Here is a 17,457-nt window from a genome sequence, read left to right as displayed (position 1 = left end):
ACGGTGGTCTGAGTCATGCGAGTTTCTGTCAGTTGGCTGCGGGAGTACGTCGACCTCCCCGTCGACCTGCCCACCGAGGATCTGGAGCAGGCCCTGGTCGACCTCGGCATCGAGGTCGAGTCCGTGGTGGACCTGCGCCGGACGGTCACCGGTCCGCTTGTCGTCGGTGAGGTCCGCGAGATCGAGGAGCTGACCGGCTTCAAGAAGCCGATCCGGCACTGCCTGGTCGACGTCGGCACCGCCAACGGCACCGGCGAGCCGCAGGAGATCGTCTGCGGGGCACGCAACTTCGCCCCCGGCGACCGGGTCGTGGTGATCCTGCCCGGTGGGGTGCTGCCCGGCAACTTCGCCATCGGCGCGCGCAAGACGTACGGCCGCACCTCGGCCGGCATGATCTGCTCGGCGCAGGAGCTGGGCCTCGGCGATGACCACTCCGGCATCATCGTGCTGCCGCCGGACACCCCGGCCCGGCCCGGCGACGACGCCCGCCCGGTGGTGGGGCTCGACGACGTCGTGGTCGAGCTGGAGATCACCCCCGACCGGGGGTACGCGCTGAGCGTGCGGGGCATCGCCCGGGAGTTGGCGTACGCCCTGGGCCTGTCCTTCCGGGATCCGGGCCGGGTGCCCGCGCCGGCCGGGACGGCCGAGCCGGCGTACCCGGTGCAGCTACGCGACACCGTCGGCTGCGACCGGTTCACCGCCCGGCTGGTCCGGGGCGTCGACCCGACGGCGGTCACGCCCGGCTGGATGCGGCAGCGGCTGACGGTGGCCGGCATCCGCAGCATCTCGCTGCCTGTCGACATCACCAACTACGTGATGCTCGAGTTGGGCCAACCGATGCACGCCTTCGACGCCGACCGGATCACCGGCCCGCTGGTGGTCCGCCGGGCCGAGGCGGGGGAGAAGGTGACCACCCTGGACGGGGTCACCCGGGCGCTGACCGTCGAGGACATGGTGATCTGCGACGCCGGGCTACCCAACTCCCTCGCGGGTGAGGGCGGCGGCGTCCCGATCTCGTTGGCCGCGGTGATGGGCGGCGAGACCAGCGAGGTGGTCGGCGGCACCACCAACGTGCTGTTGGAGGCCGCCCACTGGGATCCGGTGATGGTCGGCCGGACCGCCCGGCGACACCGGCTGTTCAGCGAGGCGGCCAAGCGGTGGGAGCGGGGCGTCGACCCGGCCCTGCCGCTGGTGGCCCTCCAGCGCGCCGTCGAGCTGCTCACCGCGCACGGCGGTGGCGAGGCCGGCGCGGAGATCCTCGACCTCGACCACGTCCGGCCGATGCGCCAGGTCGTCCTCCCGGCCGACCTGCCGTCGCGCCGGATCGGGGTGGCCTACTCCCCGCAGCGGGTGGTCGACCTGCTGGAACAGGTGGGCTGCACGGTGAGCCGGGGCGGCGACCGGCTGGCCGAGGACCCGGGGGCGGTAGGGACGACCGCCGGCACCGGCGACGTGCTCACCGTCACCCCGCCGACCTGGCGGCCCGACCTCACCGACCCGGCCGACCTGGTCGAGGAGGTGGTCCGCCTCGACGGGTACGACCGGGTGCCGTCGGTTTTGCCCACCGCGCCGCCCGGCCGGGGTCTGACCTGGCAGCAGCGCCGCCGCCGGGCGGTGGCCCGCTCGCTCGCCGAACGCGGGTACGTCGAGGTGCTGGCCCTGCCGTTCGTCGCCCCGGAGCTGGCCGACCAGCTCGGGCTGCCCGCCGACGACCCGCGTCGGCCGGCGGTGCGACTGGCCAACCCGCTGTCGGAGGAGGAGCCGCTGCTGCGCACCACGCTGCTCGGCCCGCTGCTCGGCATCCTCAAGCGCAACCTGGGCCGGGGCCACCGTGACCTCGCGCTGTACGAGATCGGCACGGTGTTCCACCCACGTCCCGGCGTGGGCGCGCCGCCGGCCATGGGGGTGGACCGACGTCCCACCGACGCCGAGTTCGCCGCCGCCGACGCGGTGGTGCCGGCCCAGCCCCGGCACGTCGCGGTGGTGCTCACCGGTGACGTGGAGCCGGCCGGCTGGTGGGGCGCGGGCCGGGCCGCCGGTTGGGCCGACGCCGTGGAGGCCGGCCGGGCGGTGCTCGCCGCCGCCGACCTGCCAGCCGACCGGATCGAGGTACGGGCCGCCGAGCACGCCCCCTGGCACCCCGGTCGCTGTGCCGCGCTGGTGGTCGACGGGGTGGTGGTCGGCCACGCCGGCGAGCTGCACCCGACTGTGGTGGCGGCGTTGGAGCTGCCCCGCCGCACCAGCGCCATGGAGTTGGACCTGGACGCCCTGCCGGCCGCGCCGGTGGCGTCCGCGCCGGTCGTGTCCGGGTTCCCGCCGGCGTTGATCGACGTGGCGCTGGTGCTCGACGAGTCGGTGCCGGCCGCCGACGTCCGGGCCGCGCTGGTGGAGGGCGCCGGTGCGCTGCTGGAGCAGGTCCGGCTCTTCGACGTGTACGCCTCGGAGTCGCTCGGCGCGGGCCGCCGGTCGCTGGCGTACAAGCTGACCTTCCGGGCGCCGGACCGGACGCTGACCGTGGAGGAGGCGGTGGCCGCCCGGGACGCCGCCGTCGCCGTCGCCGCCGAGCGGTTCGGGGCGACCCTGCGCGGCGCCTGAGGCACACCGACGGCGGCGGCCCCGACCCGGCTGACCCGGGTCGGGGCCGCCGCCCGTTCTGGGCGGTCTTCCTGGTCAGCCGGTGAAGGGCAGCACGACGCGGGAGGCGTCGCCGACGCCGAGGCTGGTCGGGGTGCCGCCGATGGCGTTCCACACCTGCACGGTCACCGTCCCGCCGCGCAGGTTGCCGAGGGAGCCGGTGGCCGAGCGCAGCCCCTGGGTCTGCCGGTAGCGCTCGACGCCGGGCACCGGGTCGGTGGCGAAGTAGGCGTACGTCTCGACCCGGTCGGCGGTGCCGTCGCCGGTGAGGTCGTACGACACCCGGGCCTGGACGCCGTCGCCGACTGCGGTGCCGGCGTCGACGGCCAGGTCGAATGTGGTTGCTCCGCCGGTCCAGGTGCCGGTGAGCCCACGGGCGGTGAAGACCCGGGCATTGGTGGGGGTGCCGTCGTGGTTGCCGTTCGCCGCCGCCAGGGTGACCGTGCCGGTGGGTCCGGTGACGCCGGCCAGGGTGCCGTCGGCCTGGAGGTGGCGGGTCGCGTTCCACGGCTGGCCGGGGGACGAGGTCGGGCCGGCGGTGGGGGTCGGGGCGACGGTGGGCGTCGGCGTGGCGCTACCGGTGAACGGGGTGAGGGTGAGGCCGGCGGCGCGTGGGTCGCCGTCGTGCACCAGGGACTCCTGGGCGAGCACGTCGTCGAAGGCGAAGCCGTACGCCCGGCCGTCGACCATGTGCTGGTGGATGATCCGGGAGTAGTGGTTGGTCAGCGTGCCCCGGTAGAAGTCGGCCGGACCGCCGCCGGGCTGCGTGGTGATGGTGTCGAGGGTGGCGCGGTGCAGGGCGGCGCAGAGCGTCCGGGCGATCGGCCCGACCACCTGGTCGTTGGGAGCGGCGAGCGCCCCGTCGCAGTCCCACACGTCGGAGCTGGTCGGCCTGGTGAAGGTGGCGACCTGTCGGCCGGCCGGGTCGGTGAACGTCATCGTGGTGCCGGCGGTACGACCGAGGTAGCGCACGTCGGGCCGGTCGGTGAACGGCGTCACGGTCAGCGTCCGGGTGGTGTAGGAGCGCCAGGCGGCGTCGATGTACGGGTCGAGGTAGCCGGACGCGAACCGGCCGGCGTCGACGGCCTTGCCGGGGGAGAGCACCCGCAGCACCGTGCCGTCGGACCGGGTCTGGACGGTGTCCGCCCAGCCGGGTTGGGCCCGGACTGCGTCGATGACGGCCTGCCGGCCGCCGCCGACTAGCTGACCGGTTCGCCGGGTGGTACCGCTGGCACCGGTGACGCTGACCGCGTGCGGCACGGCGAACATGTCGACCTGGGTGCTGTTGAGCCAGAGCCCGGCGTCGTTGTAGGTGAACTCGGACCAGTCGAAGAGGATGTCGCGGTTGGGGTCACCGGCCGCCCAGGGAGCCGGCTGGACCAGGCCGTCCGGGGTCAGCGAGAAGCGCAGCTTCTGGCCGAACGAGAAGTAGACCCGCCCGGAGAGGCCCCGGGGGACCTGCAGGGTGACGGTGCCGCCGTTGGCGGGCCCGGCGATCGCGACGTCGGGGGCGGGGGTGGGTGGCTGGCCGCCGGCCGGCCAGGGGGTGAAGGTGCCCCCGGCGGTGACGTAGCCGAGCCGGCCGGAGGCGAGGTCGACGCCGAGGAGGTAGAGGTGGACGGTCTCCGCCCGGCCGGTGTTGTTGGTGACGGTCAGCGGTAGCGGGGACGGTCCGACGGCGCGGGTGGGCGCGGTGGTGGCGCCGAGGGCGGTGACGCTGGCGAGGGTGATCGCGGCGAGCGCGGTGGTCCAGCTTCTCGGGGTACGCAACGACGACTCCTTCGGGTGCAGGGTATAGGCGGGGTATATGAGCTGACAGGCAGGCTAGAGAGCGCTCTCTCAGAATGGCCAAAGCGGTGACGGCTGTCAATGTGCCTGAGTGATCCAGGTCACCCCTCATGCCCATGCAGTGGAACGTATTAAGTTGCGTCGAGGTGGGGGCCCCGCTAACCTTCTCTGCATAGTCATGCGGAGGTTGGAATGGGTATCCGAGTTGCGGTCGCCGGGGCGAGTGGTTACGCCGGGGGTGAGCTGCTGCGCCTGATCGCCGGTCATCCCGAGTTCGACCTGGTCGCCGCCACCGCGCACCGTCAGGCCGGCGCGCCGGTCACCGCCGTACACCCGCAGCTCGTGGGGCTGGATCTGGTGTTCGCGGCGACGGAGCCGACGGTCCTGGCCGACGCGGACCTGGTCTTCCTGGCCCTGCCGCACGGTGAGTCGGCGGCGCTGGCCGCCGACCTGCCGGAGTCGGTCCGGGTGGTCGACCTGGGTGCCGACCACCGGCTCCGCGACGCCGACGCCTGGTCCCGCTACTACGGCGGCCCGCACGCCGGGGCGTGGACGTACGGGCTGCCGGAGCTGCCCGGCCAGCGGACCGCGATCGCCGGAGCCACCCGGGTCGCCAACACCGGTTGCTACGCCGTGGCCATCACCCTGGGTCTGGCTCCGCTGATCGCCGCCGGCGTGGTCTCACCGGCCGACGTGGTCGTGGTCGCCGCCTCCGGCACCTCCGGGGCCGGTCGGGCCGCCAAGACCCACCTGCTCGGCAGCGAGGTGATGGGTGACCTGTCGCCCTACAAGGTCGGCGCGCACCAGCACGTCCCGGAGATCAAGCAGGCCACCGGCGCGACCGGGCTGTCGCTGACCCCGGTGCTCGCCCCCATGCCGCGCGGGATCCTCGCCACCGTCACCGCCGTGCCCACCGGCGACGTCGACCCGCGCGCCGTGCTGGCCGCCGCCTACGCCGACGCGCCGTTCGTGCACCTGCTGCCCGAGGGGGCCTGGCCGCACACCGCCGCCACCGCCGGGTCGAACTCCTGCCACCTGCAGGCCACCGTCGACGTCGACTCCGGCCGGGTGATCGTGGTCAGCGCCATCGACAACCTCGGCAAGGGCGCCGCCGGCCAGGCGGTGCAGAACGCCAACCTGATGCTCGGCCTGCCCGAGACCACCGGCCTGTCCGCCTTTGGAGTAACACCATGAGCGCGAGGAGCGCAGCGCAGCGGAGCCCCGCAGTCGCGAACGAAAGGCCTGCATCGGTGAGCGCGAGGAGTGCAGCGCAGCGGAGCCCCGCAGTCGCGAACGAAAGGTCGGCTCCATGAGTGTCACCGCCCCTCGGGGGTTTCGTGCGGCCGGTGTCGCGGCCGGGTTGAAGAGCGGCGGGGCCACCGACGTCGCCCTGGTCGTCAACGACGGCCCGGACGCCGGTGTCGCCGGCGTCTTCACCACCAACCGAGTCAGGGCCGCGCCGGTGCGCTGGACCCAGCAGGTCGTCCGGGGCGGCGTGGTCCGCGCCGTGGTGCTCAACTCCGGCGGGGCGAACGCCTGCACCGGCCCGGCCGGCTTCCAGGACACCCACGCCACCGCCGAGCACACCGCCGCCGCGCTCACCGCGTCCAGCCCCCGGCTGCGGCTCGGTGCCGGTGACGTGGCGGTCTGCTCGACCGGTCTGATCGGCGAGCGGTTGCCGATGGACAAGCTGCTGCCCGGGGTGCGTACCGCGATCCGGGCGCTGGCCCGCGACGGCGGCCCGGCCGCCGCCGAGGCGATCATGACCACGGACACCCGGCCGAAGACCACAGTCGTCCGGGGCACCGGCTGGTCCGTCGGCGGGATGGCCAAGGGTGCCGGCATGCTGGCCCCCGGGATGGCCACCATGCTCTGCGTCCTGACCACCGACGCGGTGGCCGGGCCGGAGCTGCTCGACGCCGCGCTGCGGGCCGCCACCCGGGTCACCTTCGACCGGGTCGACTCCGACGGCTGCATGTCCACCAACGACACGGTGCTGCTGCTGTCCAGCGGGGCGTCCGGGGTGGAGCCCACCGAGGCCGAGCTGACCGCCGCCGTCACTGCCGCCTGCCACGACCTCGCCCAGCAGTTGATCGCCGACGCCGAGGGCGCCACCAAAGAGGTGACCATCGACGTGGTCGGTGCCGCCGACGAGGACGACGCGGTCGAGGTGGGCCGCTCGGTGGCCCGCAACAACCTGGTCAAGACCGCGCTGTTCGGCAACGACCCGAACTGGGGTCGGATCCTCGCCGCCGTCGGCACCACCGCCGCCGCCTTCGACCCGGACGCGGTGGACGTCGCGGTCAACGGGATCTGGGTGTGCCGCTCCGGTGCCGCCGCCGAGGACCGCGCCAAGGTCGACCTGACCGGGCGGGGCGTCACCATCCGGATCGACCTGCACGCCGGCCCGGCGGCGGCCACGATCTGGACCAACGACCTGTCGCACGCGTACGTGCACGAGAACTCGGCGTACTCCACATGACCCTCTCCGCGGACCTCACCCGGGCCCAGGTCAAGGCCGAGACGCTGATCGAGGCGCTGCCCTGGCTGGCCCGGTTCTCCGGCGCCACCGTGGTGGTCAAGTACGGCGGCAACGCCATGGTCGATCCGGCCCTGCAACGGGCCTTCGCCGCCGACATGGTCTTCCTGCGCTACGCCGGCCTCAAACCGGTCGTGGTGCACGGCGGCGGGCCGCAGATCTCCGCCATGCTGGGTCGGCTCGGCATCGCCAGCGAGTTCAAGGGCGGTCTGCGGGTCACCACCCCGGAGGCGATGGACGTCGTCCGGATGGTGCTGGTCGGCCAGGTCGGCCGGGAACTGGTCGGGCTGATCAACGCGTACGGCCCGTTCGCCGTCGGCCTGTCCGGTGAGGACGCCGGCCTGTTCACCGCAGTCCGGCGGCCCGCGTACGTCGACGGCGAGGCGGTCGACGTCGGGCAGGTCGGCGACGTGGAGTCGGTGGACGTCTCGGCGGTCACCGACCTGATCGCGGCCGGCCGGATCCCGGTCATCTCCACGGTCGCACCGGATGCCGACGGGGTGCTGCACAACCTCAACGCCGACACCGCCGCCGCCGCGTTGGCGATCGCCCTTCAGGCCCGCAAGCTGGTCGTCCTCACCGACGTCGCCGGCCTGTACGCCGACTGGCCGGACACCACCAGCCTGGTCAGCGAGATAGGCACCGAGGCGTTGGCGACGCTGCTGCCGTCCCTGGAGGCGGGGATGGTGCCCAAGATGGAGGCCTGCCTGCGGGCGGTACGCGGGGGAGTGCCCGCCGCGCACGTCGTCGACGGCCGGGTCGCCCACTCCACGCTGCTGGAGGTCTTCACCTCGGAGGGTTTCGGCACGATGGTCGTCGACACCCCGCCCGGGTCCACCAACGAGGAAGGCACGATCGGATCATGAGCACGCTGGTGGAACGCTGGGGCCAGTCCATCATGGACAACTACGGCACCCCACCGCTGGCGCTGGTCTCCGGCTCCGGCGCGGTCGTCGTCGACGACGCCGGCCGGGAGTACGTCGACCTGCTCGGCGGCATCGCGGTCAACTCCCTGGGCCACGCCCACCCGGCCGTGGTGGCCGCCGTCTCCCGGCAGGTCGCCACCCTCGGCCACGTCTCCAACCTGTTCGTCGCCGAACCACCGGTGGCCCTGGCCGAGCTGCTGCTGGCGCTGGCCGGCCGGCCCGGTCGGGTCTTCTTCGCCAACTCGGGCGCGGAGGCCAACGAGACCGCGTTCAAGCTGTCCCGGCTCACCGGCCGGTCACACGTCGTCGCCACCGCCGGCGGTTTCCACGGCCGCACCATGGGCGCGCTCGCCCTCACCGGCCAGCCGGCCAAGGCCGACCCGTTCCGCCCGCTGCCCGGCGACGTCGACCACGTCCCGTACGGCGACGGGGCGGCGCTGGCGGCGGCCGTCACCGACGCGACCGCGATGGTGATCCTGGAGCCGGTGCAGGGCGAGAACGGGGTGGTCGTGCCGCCGGCCGGTTACCTGGCCGAGGCGCGGCGGATCACCGCCCGGCACGGCGCCCTGCTTGTGCTCGACGAGGTGCAGACCGGGATGGGGCGTACCGGGCACTGGTTCGCCCACCAGGCCGAGGGGGTGGAACCGGACGTCGTCACCCTGGCCAAGGGGCTCGGCGGTGGGTTGCCCATCGGCGCCTGCCTGGCCTTCGGCCGGGCCGCCGAGCTGCTGCGCGCCGGTTCGCACGGCACCACCTTCGGCGGCAACCCGGTCAGTTGCGCCGCCGCCCTCGCGGTGATCTCCACCATCGCCAGCGAGGGACTGCTCGACCACGTCAAGCGGACCGGGGAACGGTTGCGTCGGGGGGTCGAGGCGCTGGGCCACCCCCTCGTCACCGAGGTACGCGGCGTCGGGCTGCTGCTCGGTATCGTGCTCGCCGAACCGGTCGCCGGCCCGGTGGCCGAGGCGCTGCGGACGGCGGGTTTCCTGGTAAACCCGGTCCAGCCGGGGGTGATCCGGCTCGCCCCGCCGCTGATCCTCAGCGCCGCGCAGGTCGACGCCTTCCTGGCCGCCCTCCCCACCGCCCTCGACACCTCCACCTCCACCCCCACCTCGACCCCGACGGAGACCCGCGCATGATCCGGCACCTTCTGGCCGACGACGACCTCACCCCGGCCGAGCAGTCGGCGGTGCTCGACCTGGCCGCACGGATGAAGACCGACCGGTTCGGGTTCACCCCGCTGGCCGGACCGCGCTCGGTGGCGGTGCTCTTCGACAAGCAGAGCCTGCGGACCAGGATCTCCTTCGACGCCGGCATCGCCGAACTCGGTGGTCACCCCCTCGTGGTGGACACCCAGGTCACCCACTTCGGCCGGGGCGAGACGCTCGCCGACGCCGGCCGGGTGCTGTCCCGGTACGTCGCCGCCATCGTGCTGCGTACCCACGGCGACGACCGGATCGCCGAGGTGGCCGCGCACGCCACAGTGCCGGTGGTCAACGCGCTCACCGACGGCTACCACCCGTGCCAGCTCCTCGCCGACCTGCTCACCATCCGGGAGCACTGCGGCGGCACCGCCGGGCGGACCCTGGCGTACGTCGGTGACGCGGCGAACAACCTGTCGCACTCGTACCTGCTGGCCGGGGCGACCGCCGGTATGCACGTCCGGGTGGCCGGGCCGGCCGGCTTCCAGCCCGATCCCGGGGTGTTGGCCCGGGCCGAGAAGATCGCCGCCGGCACCGGCGGGTCGGTGCGGGCGTTCGTCGACCCGGCCGAGGCGGTCCGGGACGCCGACGTGGTGGCCACCGACACCTGGACCTCGATGGGCCAGGAGGACGACGGGCTGGACCGGATCACCCCGTTCCTGCCGTACCAGGTCAATGCGGCGCTGCTCGGCCACGCCGGGCCGGACGTCAAGGTGCTGCACTGCCTGCCCGCCCACCGGGGCGAGGAGATCACCGGCGAGGTGCTCGACGGCCCCTGCAGCGTGGTCTTCGACCAGGCGGAGAATCGGCTGCACGCCCAGAAGGCGCTGCTGACCTTTCTCCTGGAGGCATCCTCGTCATGACCGCTCCGACCCGCGCCGCCCGGCACGCCCGCATCGTCGAGTTGATCCGGACCAGGTCGATCCGTTCCCAGACCGAGCTGGCCGACCTGCTCGCCGCCGCCGGGGTGCAGGTCACCCAGGCCACCCTCTCCCGTGACCTGGAGGAGTTGGGCGCGGTGAAGGCCCGGGGTGGTGACGGGCGGGCCGGTTACCTGATCCCGGAGGACGGCCACCGGCCGCTGCGCGACGCCGAGGCGGCCCCCGCCCGGCTGGTCCGGCTGCTGCGGGAACTGCTCAACGGGGTCGACTCCAGCGGCAACATCGCCGTCCTGCGTACCCCGCCGGGCGCGGCCCACTACCTGGCCAGCGCGTTGGACCGGGCGGGTCTGACCGAGATCGTCGGGACCATCGCCGGCGACGACACCATCCTGGTGGTGGCCCGGGACACCGACGGCGGGGCCGTGCTCGGCGACAAACTCGCCGGCTGGGCCCGACGCGAGGACAGCGGGGACGGGAACACCCCGTGACCCGCCGGGTCACGGGTGAGGAACGAGGACACGAGCCGGCACCGGGAGCGAACCCCGCAGTCGGGGAGCGAAAGGTGAGCACTGCCAGAATGAACGGCGTGGACGACAAGAGCCTGACCGAGAACAGCGCCGCGACCAACCGGACGAGCCTGTGGGGTGGCCGGTTCGCCGGCGGCCCCGCCGAAGCTCTCGCGCGGCTGTCGGTGAGCGTCCAGTTCGACTGGCGTCTCGCCCCGTACGACATCGCCGGTTCCCGGGCGCACGCCCGGGTGCTGGCGGGCGCGGGGCTGCTCGACCCCGACGAACTGGGGCGGATGCTTGCCGCGTTGGACGACCTGGAGGCGGCCTGCGCGTCCGGGCAGTTCCGCCCGACCATCGACGACGAGGACGTGCACACCGCGCTGGAGCGCGGCCTGCTGGAACGACTCGGCAGCCTCGGCGGCAAGCTGCGGGCGGGCCGCTCCCGCAACGACCAGGTCGCCACCGACCTGCGGCTCTACCTGCGCGACCACGCCCGGGGGGTGGCCGCCCGGCTGGTCGAGCTGGCCGAGGCCCTGGTGGAGCAGGCGGAACGGCACGTCGACACCGCAGCGCCCGGGATGACCCACCTCCAGCACGCCCAACCGGTCACCTTCGGGCACTGGCTGCTGGCCCACGTCCAGCCGCTGCTGCGCGACCTGGAGCGGCTGCGCGACTGGGACCACCGGACGGCGATCAGCCCGCTCGGTGCCGGCGCGCTTGCCGGTTCCGGGTTGCCGTTGGACCCGGTGGCCGTCTCCAAGGAGCTTGGTTTCCGCACCTCGTTCGCCAACTCGATGGACGCGGTCGCCGACCGGGACTTCGTCGCCGAGTTCCTCTTCGTCACCGCGCTGGTCGGGGTGCACCTGTCCCGCCTCGGCGAGGAGGTGGTGCTCTGGACGTCCCACGAGTTCGGCTGGGTCGAGCTGGACGACGCGTTCGCCACCGGGTCGTCGATCATGCCGCAGAAGAAGAACGCGGACATCGCCGAGCTGGCCCGGGGCAAGTCCGGCCGGCTGGTCGGCGGGCTGATGAGCGTGCTCACCATGCTCAAGGGCCTGCCGATGGCCTACGACCGGGACATGCAGGAGGACAAGGAGCCGGCGTTCGACGCGGTCGACACCCTGGAGCTGCTGCTGCCGGCATTGGCCGGGATGATCTCCACGATGACCGTCCGGGTGGACCGCCTGGTCGCCGCCGCCCCGGTGGGCTTCTCGCTCGCCACCGAGGTCGCCGACTGGCTGGTCCGGCGCAACGTGCCGTTCCGCGACGCGCACGAGATCACCGGCAAGCTGGTGGCGCTCTGCGCGGCCCGGGACTGCGCCCTCGACGAGGTCTCCGATGTCGACCTCGCGGCGGTCAGCGAGCACCTCGACCCGTCGGTACGCGACGTGCTGTCGGTCCGTTCGGCGCTGGCCGCCCGGATCACCCCCGGCTCCACCGGCCCCGGCCCGGTCGCCGACCAGCTCGCCGCCGCGGCGGACCAGCTCACCGGCTGGCGGGAGTGGGCCGCCGAGCGGGTCGTACCCCGCTGAGCTGACGCGCCGGTCGTCCGTCGTCCCGCGCCGCGGGGCACGGGCGACCTGGCGCGCTCCGGCCGGCCTGCGGTGCGGACGCCCGCGCCGCTCCGGCTGGTCTCCGGGTGCGGAGCCCGCGCCGGGCCGATCGTCCGGGATGGCCGGTCGTCCGGGTGTCAGGTGGTCCGAGTGTCAGGTGGTCAGGTGGGGCGCTCGCGTCGGGGCAGTTTCGCCACCACCGCCTCGTACGAGCCGTCGACCGCTTCGACCAGTTCGTCGTCGGGGATGCCGCCGCCCAGGTCCAGCGCGTTCCAGCCGGAGCGGCCGACGTACGGCATCGGCCGGGCGTCGGCGGGGAACCGGTGCAGCCACTCGTCGGCGACCTCCCGGCTGGGGCCGCACTTCACTCCGACCCGGGCGGTGCCCTCGGGTGCGCCGAGGAACGCGAAGATCCGACTGCCCACCTTCACCACCTCGTTGCCCTCCCAGGGCCGGTCCAGCCAGGCACCCGGCTTGCCGAGGCAGTACCTCAGCATCTCCTCGCGCGTCATCGCGTCCTCCCGGTGCAGTGTCGTCGGCCCAGTCTCGCCGAATCGGCCCGCTCCGGCTGGTCGGCCGAAGTGGGCACCTCGACACCTTCTCCCCCTCTGTCAGGCGGTGCGGGCGGCCAGGCGTTCGTGGCGTTGCTTGGCCGCCTGGGCGCTGCCCAGGCCGAGCCCGAACGCAATCGCCTGCCAGGTCAGTCCACGGGCGCGGGCCATCGTCAGCAGCCCCGCCTCCAGCGCGTCGAGTTCGGCGCGCAGGTGCGGCAACAGGGTCATCGCAGCGGTGAGGTCCGCGTCGTCGACGGGCTCCTCGTCGGCGTCCCGCGTCGCCCCGCCGGCGGCCAGCGCGGTGACCACGGAGACGGCCTCCCACGGGTCGGCCAGGTACGGGTTGGTGTGCCGCCGTCGTCGTGCCTCGGTGTCGGCGTGCCGCGTGCTGATCCGGTGTAGCGCGGCGTAGGTCCGCTCGGCTCGGGCGCGGGCCGCGTCAGGTGCGCTGAAGGTGTCGGTCATGGCACCCATTCCAAGCCAACAACGATCCGTTGTCAACGAAGTGTTTAAGCAGAAGGCGTGCCCGCCGTGACGACACAGCATGACGGCGCATGCCCGCAAGGGATTCCCGGCGGGAACGCCGTCCTCGGTTTGCCGATCTTCCGCAGTTGTCGTTACCTGGACCGGTGGACTACCCGTGGCTGCACGCCCCCGCCGCCGAGGTGGCCGAGACCGCGCGGACGCTGCTCGGCTGGGAACTCGCCGCCGGTGGCGTCCGGATCAGGTTGACCGAGGTCGAGGCGTACGCGGGCACCGGCGAGGACCCGGCGTCGCACGCCCACCGTGGACCCACCCCTCGGACCAGGGTGATGTTCGGGCCGGCCGGGCACGCCTACACGTACTTCGTGTTCGGCATGCACTGGTGTCTCAACATCGTCTGCGGTGGTGAGGGTGAGGCGGCTGCCGTCCTGCTGCGGGCCGGTGCGGTGGTCGACGGGCTGCCGATCGCCCGCGAGCGCAGGGGGGACGCCGCCGACCGGGACCTGGCCCGGGGGCCGGCCCGGCTGGCTGTCGCGCTCGGCGTCACCGCGCCGGCGAACGGCACCTGTGTGCTCGACGGCAGCGGCCCGCTCCTGCTCACCCCGCCGACGACACCGGTCTCCCGGTCGGCCGTCTCCGCCGGCCCCCGGGTCGGCGTGGCCGCCGCCCACGACGTGCCGTGGCGTTTCTGGATCACCGGCGACCCGACGGTCAGCCCCTACCGCCGGCACGTGCCCCGACGGCGTACCTGACCCGGGCCTGCGGGTTCGACGCAGTTCTCCGCTGTCGTGGCGTAGGGGGCCCGTGGTGGGGGCGTCCGTTCCCGGCGGGATTGGTTAGCATTCGCGCTCATCGCGAGCGTGGAGGTAACCGAGATGGACGCACACGACGCCGGAGTACTGGTCGGCCGGCTGGCCTGCGTGGCCATTCCGCTGGCGGTGATGCTGGTGCTGGCGGTGGTCGTCGTGGTGGCGGTGCAGCTCAGCCGTCGCCGCCCGTCCCCGCCCCCGACCCGGCCGTGGCCCCCGGCCGACCCGGCCCGGTACGGCCCGCCCCCGGGCCAGCAGTACCCCGGCCCGCCTTCGACCGCAACGCCCCACGACGGCCCGCCGCCTGCCGCGTCGGACCAGGCGGGTTCCGGAGTGCCGAAGGAGGGCGAGGGGCCGGTGGGTCCGACGCCGCAGGGGTGACCGAGGCCACCTCCTGTGCGGTCGGCGGCGGAATAGTTGACTCAGCAACTATGTTGTGCGCGACGTCCGGGTACCACGGAAGGCCCGGTATCTCAGACGCGAGGAGCTGGTCATGCAGTTCGGAGTCTTCACCGTCGGCGATGTCACGGTCGACCCGACCACCGGACGGGAACCGACCGAGCACGAGCGGATCAAGGCGATGGTGGCGATCGCCCTCAAGGCCGAAGAGGTCGGTCTGGACGTCTTCGCCACCGGCGAGCACCACAACCGCCCGTTCGTCCCGTCCTCGCCCACGACCATGCTGGGGCACATCGCCGCCCGTACCGAGCGGCTGCTGCTGTCCACCTCGACCACGCTGATCACCACCAACGACCCGGTGAAGATCGCCGAGGACTACGCCATGCTCCAGCACCTGGCCGACGGTCGGGTGGACCTGATGATGGGGCGCGGCAACACCGGGCCGGTCTACCCGTGGTTCGGGCAGGACATCCGCAACGGCATCCGGCTCGCCATCGAGAACTACGAGCTGCTGCACCGGCTGTGGCGCGAGGACGTGGTCGACTGGCAGGGCAAGTTCCGTACCCCGTTGCAGTCGTTCACCTCGACCCCGCGCCCGCTCGACGACGTCCCCCCGTTCGTCTGGCACGGCTCTATCCGCAGCCCCGAGATCGCCGAGCAGGCCGCGTACTACGGTGACGGCTTCTTCGCCAACCACATCTTCTGGCCGAAGGAGCACACCCAGCGGATGGTCGGCCTCTACCGGCAGCGCTTCGCCCACTACGGCCACGGCTCGCCCGAGCAGGCCATCGTCGGGCTCGGCGGTCAGGTGTTCATGCGGCGCAACTCCCAGGACGCCGTGCGCGAGTTCCGGCCGTACTTCGACAACGCGCCGGTCTACGGGCACGGGCCGTCGATGGAGGAGTTCACCCGGGAGACCCCGCTGACCGTGGGCAGCCCGCAGCAGGTCATCGACCGTACCCTCGGCTTCCGCGAGTACGTCGGCGACTACCAGCGGCAGCTGTTCCTGCTGGACCACGCCGGGCTGCCCCTCAAGACGGTGCTGGAGCAGCTCGACCTGCTCGGCGAGGAGGTCGTACCCGTGCTGCGCAAGGAGTTCGACGCGCTGCGCCCGGCGCACGTGCCGGTCGCGCCCACCCACGCCTCGCTGGTCGCCGCCCGCGACGCCGCCGACCGGGCGGCCACCGACCAGGCCGGGAGCAGCGACCCGGCCGGGAACGGTGACCTGGCCGGTGCCGGGGCGGAGGGGGTCCGATGACCCGGCGCACCCTGGCCGTGGTGTCGGCGGGGCTGAGCCAGCCGTCGTCCACCCGGCTGCTCGCCGACCAGCTCGCCGCGGCGGCCCGTGACGAGCTGGTCCGGCGCGGCGACGAGGTGGAGCTGCGGGTGGTGGAGCTGCGCGACCACGCCCACGACGTGGTGAACAACCTGCTCACCGGCTTCCCGTCGACCGAGCTGCGGGCCGCCCTCGACGCGGTGACCGGTGCCGACGGCATCGTCGCCGTCACGCCGATCTTCAACGCGTCGTACAACGGGCTGTTCAAGTCCTTCTTCGACGTGGTGGACGCCCAGGCGCTGGTCGACCGGCCGGTGCTGATCGGCGCGACCGGCGGCACCGCCCGGCACTCCCTCGCCCTGGAGCACGCCGTCCGGCCGATGTTCGGCTACCTGCGCGCGGTGGTGCTGCCGACGTCGGTCTTCGCCGCCCCGGAGGACTGGTCCGGCGGCACCGCCGACGGCGCGCTGCGGGGCCGGATCCGCCGCGCCGGCCTGGAACTCGCCGCCCAGGTCGACAGGCGGCCACCGGCCACCGGCCCGGCGGACCCGTTCGCCCTCACCACCGACTTCGCCGAACTCCTCGGCGGCGGCCGCGAGGGCTGAGGCCCGTTGGTGGCCGGTCGGACCGCGCCGGCAGGGCCACCCGACGGGTGGCGGTCCCTCACCGGTACGGGTGGGCCACCAGCACCGGGCAGTGGGCGTGCTGCACCACCGCCTGGCTGACCGAGCCCAGCAACAGGCCGGTGAAGCCGCCCCGCCCCCGGGTGCCGACGGCCAGCACCGACGCCGTCCCGCTCGCCTCGACCAGGCCCTGCGCCACACCGACCGCCCGGACCGGATGCTCCCGCAGCACCACGTCCGGGTGGTCGGCGCGCACCTTGGCGGACGCCTCGGCGAGCAGCCGTACCGCGTGCGCCCGGTACGCCGCCTCGGCCTCCGCCACCTCGTCCGGGTTCTCCCGGTCCTGCGGGGCGGGGCCGACGTGCACCAGCACCAGCGGGACACCCCGCCGGACCGCCTCGGCAGCGGCCTGGTCGGCGGCCACCCCGGCGGCCGGCGAGCCGTCCACGCCCACCAGCACCGGCCCGTCCACGGCAAGCGGCTGCGCCTCCGGGCGGACCACCAGCACCGGGCAGTGCGCGTGCGCGGCGACCTGGGCGCCGACCGAGCCGAGCAACAGCCCGGCGAACCCGCCCAACCCCCGGCTGCCCACCACCACCAGATCGGCCCGGCGGGACTCCTCGACAAGCGTCGCGCCCGCCCCACCGGCCACCTGCCGCGCCTGCACCGTCAGCCCCGACCACCGGTCGGCCAGCTCGGCGGCGGTCCGCGCCAACATCCGCTGCGCGTCCTCCGACGGCGCCGGCACCCCCAGGTCGTACGGGTTCAGCGGCACGCCGTAGCCGAGCGGGTGCAGGTAGCCGTGCACCAGGTGCAGCGGCGCGCCGCGCAGCACCGCCGCGTGTGCGGCCTGTTCCGCGGCGGCGAGGCTGGCCGGCGAGCCGTCCACGCCCACCACTACCGGTCGGTTCATCAGCTCTCCCTGGGTCGGCTCAGCCCATTGTCGAGGTGCCGGCCCGCGTGCGCCGGCAGGTGACCCGGCCGGGCGTGCCGCCGCCCGCGCCGGACGCTCGGCCTTCCGCGGCGCGTCCCGGGCACGCCGTCGCGTTCCACCTTTCCGCCCGCCCGGCCGGCGGGGCAGAGGCAATGCGCCCGCGGGCCCCGGGACCAACGGCCCTGACGTCTCACCCACGACGGGAGTGGGATGGAGGGGAGTGTCCCTATGGGTTTCGTCAAGCCGCGATCGGTGCGGTGGGGCGTGGTTGGTAGGGGATCTTGTCGCGGAGCATGGCGTATAGGACGTCGCAGCGGCGTCGGGCGAGGCAGATGAGGGCGGCGTTG

Annotated in this window: 16 protein-coding genes; 12 read left to right on the top strand and 4 right to left on the bottom strand. The window is 73.8% G+C overall.

All coding sequences use genetic code 11. From position 1 onward, the window contains the following. Nucleotides 1-15 precede the first annotated feature (15 nt). Nucleotides 16-2,595 carry a phenylalanine--tRNA ligase subunit beta gene (gene pheT / locus AC0AIB_RS26465; protein WP_328348411.1) on the top strand — a complete coding sequence of 860 codons (2,580 nt, stop codon included), beginning with the start codon at nt 16-18 and terminating at the stop codon, nt 2,593-2,595. A 75-nt stretch (nt 2,596-2,670) separates the two neighbouring features. On the opposite strand, the gene AC0AIB_RS26460 is transcribed toward pheT, so the two are convergent. Continuing rightward, the gene (locus AC0AIB_RS26460) at nt 2,671-4,404 is read right to left on the bottom strand and encodes a beta-1,3-glucanase family protein (protein ID WP_328348409.1); all 1,734 of its coding nucleotides are present in this window, start codon (nt 4,402-4,404) and stop codon (nt 2,671-2,673) included. A gap of 210 nt (nt 4,405-4,614) precedes the next feature. Here AC0AIB_RS26460 and argC point away from each other — a divergent pair, with 210 nt between their 5' ends. The 7 genes from argC (at nt 4,615) to argH (ending at nt 12,011) form a co-directional block, all read left to right on the top strand. Beyond that, entirely contained in the window at nt 4,615-5,616 is a 1,002-nt protein-coding gene (gene argC, locus AC0AIB_RS26455; RefSeq protein ID WP_465097696.1) for an N-acetyl-gamma-glutamyl-phosphate reductase, read from the top strand. A 115-nt stretch (nt 5,617-5,731) separates the two neighbouring features. Continuing rightward, nucleotides 5,732-6,904, top strand: coding sequence for a bifunctional glutamate N-acetyltransferase/amino-acid acetyltransferase ArgJ (gene argJ / locus AC0AIB_RS26450; protein WP_465097695.1), 1,173 nt, complete (start codon nt 5,732-5,734; stop codon nt 6,902-6,904). Beyond that, on the top strand, nt 6,901-7,827 hold the full coding sequence (argB, locus tag AC0AIB_RS26445) for an acetylglutamate kinase (protein ID WP_328348403.1): 927 nt from the start codon (nt 6,901-6,903) through the stop codon (nt 7,825-7,827). Before argJ ends, argB begins: the two co-directional genes overlap by 4 nt. Next, the gene (locus tag AC0AIB_RS26440; RefSeq protein ID WP_328348401.1) at nt 7,824-9,026 is read left to right on the top strand and encodes an acetylornithine transaminase; all 1,203 of its coding nucleotides are present in this window, start codon (nt 7,824-7,826) and stop codon (nt 9,024-9,026) included. The genes argB and AC0AIB_RS26440 overlap by 4 nt, the downstream gene beginning before the upstream one ends. Further along, nucleotides 9,023-9,952: an ornithine carbamoyltransferase gene (gene argF, locus AC0AIB_RS26435; RefSeq protein ID WP_328348399.1), complete on the top strand. Its 930-nt coding sequence runs from the start codon at nt 9,023-9,025 to the stop codon at nt 9,950-9,952. The genes AC0AIB_RS26440 and argF overlap by 4 nt, the downstream gene beginning before the upstream one ends. Next, nucleotides 9,949-10,458, top strand: coding sequence for an arginine repressor (locus AC0AIB_RS26430; RefSeq protein WP_328348397.1), 510 nt, complete (start codon nt 9,949-9,951; stop codon nt 10,456-10,458). The genes argF and AC0AIB_RS26430 overlap by 4 nt, the downstream gene beginning before the upstream one ends. A gap of 89 nt (nt 10,459-10,547) precedes the next feature. Next, nucleotides 10,548-12,011: an argininosuccinate lyase gene (gene argH / locus AC0AIB_RS26425; protein WP_328348837.1), complete on the top strand. Its 1,464-nt coding sequence runs from the start codon at nt 10,548-10,550 to the stop codon at nt 12,009-12,011. A gap of 182 nt (nt 12,012-12,193) precedes the next feature. Here argH and AC0AIB_RS26420 read toward each other — a convergent pair whose 3' ends face one another. Continuing rightward, nucleotides 12,194-12,544 carry an MmcQ/YjbR family DNA-binding protein gene (locus tag AC0AIB_RS26420; RefSeq protein WP_328348395.1) on the bottom strand — a complete coding sequence of 117 codons (351 nt, stop codon included), beginning with the start codon at nt 12,542-12,544 and terminating at the stop codon, nt 12,194-12,196. A 99-nt stretch (nt 12,545-12,643) separates the two neighbouring features. After that, nucleotides 12,644-13,051, bottom strand: a complete 408-nt coding sequence (locus AC0AIB_RS26415) for a DNA-binding protein (protein WP_328348393.1) — start codon at nt 13,049-13,051, stop codon at nt 12,644-12,646. Between the two features lie 164 nt (nt 13,052-13,215). Between AC0AIB_RS26415 and AC0AIB_RS26410 the strand changes: the two genes are divergently transcribed. The 4 genes from AC0AIB_RS26410 (at nt 13,216) to AC0AIB_RS26395 (ending at nt 16,158) form a co-directional block, all read left to right on the top strand. Next, nucleotides 13,216-13,821 carry a DNA-3-methyladenine glycosylase gene (locus AC0AIB_RS26410; protein ID WP_328348391.1) on the top strand — a complete coding sequence of 202 codons (606 nt, stop codon included), beginning with the start codon at nt 13,216-13,218 and terminating at the stop codon, nt 13,819-13,821. A 123-nt stretch (nt 13,822-13,944) separates the two neighbouring features. Then, nucleotides 13,945-14,259 carry a hypothetical protein gene (locus tag AC0AIB_RS26405; RefSeq protein ID WP_328348390.1) on the top strand — a complete coding sequence of 105 codons (315 nt, stop codon included), beginning with the start codon at nt 13,945-13,947 and terminating at the stop codon, nt 14,257-14,259. Nucleotides 14,260-14,371: 112 nt separating this feature from the next. Beyond that, nucleotides 14,372-15,535, top strand: coding sequence for an LLM class flavin-dependent oxidoreductase (locus AC0AIB_RS26400; RefSeq protein ID WP_465097694.1), 1,164 nt, complete (start codon nt 14,372-14,374; stop codon nt 15,533-15,535). Next, nucleotides 15,532-16,158 carry an FMN reductase gene (locus tag AC0AIB_RS26395; protein WP_328348387.1) on the top strand — a complete coding sequence of 209 codons (627 nt, stop codon included), beginning with the start codon at nt 15,532-15,534 and terminating at the stop codon, nt 16,156-16,158. The genes AC0AIB_RS26400 and AC0AIB_RS26395 overlap by 4 nt, the downstream gene beginning before the upstream one ends. A 58-nt stretch (nt 16,159-16,216) precedes the next feature. Here AC0AIB_RS26395 and AC0AIB_RS26390 read toward each other — a convergent pair whose 3' ends face one another. Continuing rightward, a complete protein-coding gene (locus tag AC0AIB_RS26390) occupies nt 16,217-17,089 on the bottom strand; it encodes a universal stress protein (protein ID WP_328348386.1) in 873 nt (290 codons plus the stop codon). Between the last annotated feature and the right edge of the window lie 368 nt (nt 17,090-17,457).

The sequence above is a fragment of the Micromonospora sp. DSM 43699 genome, from assembly GCF_055517075.1.
The sequence above is the reverse complement of the archived record's forward strand: the minus strand, read 5'-3'. Positions and strand labels throughout refer to the sequence as shown.

Coding starts and splice junctions, on each gene's coding strand:
- argF (WP_328348399.1), top strand. CDS start 9,023: ATGATCCGGCACCTTCTGGCCGACGACGACCTCACCCCGGCCGAGCAG.
- argH (WP_328348837.1), top strand. CDS start 10,548: ATGAACGGCGTGGACGACAAGAGCCTGACCGAGAACAGCGCCGCGACC.
- pheT (WP_328348411.1), top strand. CDS start 16: ATGCGAGTTTCTGTCAGTTGGCTGCGGGAGTACGTCGACCTCCCCGTC.
- AC0AIB_RS26395 (WP_328348387.1), top strand. CDS start 15,532: ATGACCCGGCGCACCCTGGCCGTGGTGTCGGCGGGGCTGAGCCAGCCG.
- argC (WP_465097696.1), top strand. CDS start 4,615: ATGGGTATCCGAGTTGCGGTCGCCGGGGCGAGTGGTTACGCCGGGGGT.
- AC0AIB_RS26430 (WP_328348397.1), top strand. CDS start 9,949: ATGACCGCTCCGACCCGCGCCGCCCGGCACGCCCGCATCGTCGAGTTG.
- AC0AIB_RS26420 (WP_328348395.1), bottom strand. CDS start 12,544: ATGACGCGCGAGGAGATGCTGAGGTACTGCCTCGGCAAGCCGGGTGCC.
- AC0AIB_RS26415 (WP_328348393.1), bottom strand. CDS start 13,051: ATGACCGACACCTTCAGCGCACCTGACGCGGCCCGCGCCCGAGCCGAG.
- AC0AIB_RS26390 (WP_328348386.1), bottom strand. CDS start 17,089: ATGAACCGACCGGTAGTGGTGGGCGTGGACGGCTCGCCGGCCAGCCTC.
- argJ (WP_465097695.1), top strand. CDS start 5,732: ATGAGTGTCACCGCCCCTCGGGGGTTTCGTGCGGCCGGTGTCGCGGCC.
- AC0AIB_RS26400 (WP_465097694.1), top strand. CDS start 14,372: ATGCAGTTCGGAGTCTTCACCGTCGGCGATGTCACGGTCGACCCGACC.
- AC0AIB_RS26405 (WP_328348390.1), top strand. CDS start 13,945: ATGGACGCACACGACGCCGGAGTACTGGTCGGCCGGCTGGCCTGCGTG.
- AC0AIB_RS26440 (WP_328348401.1), top strand. CDS start 7,824: ATGAGCACGCTGGTGGAACGCTGGGGCCAGTCCATCATGGACAACTAC.
- argB (WP_328348403.1), top strand. CDS start 6,901: ATGACCCTCTCCGCGGACCTCACCCGGGCCCAGGTCAAGGCCGAGACG.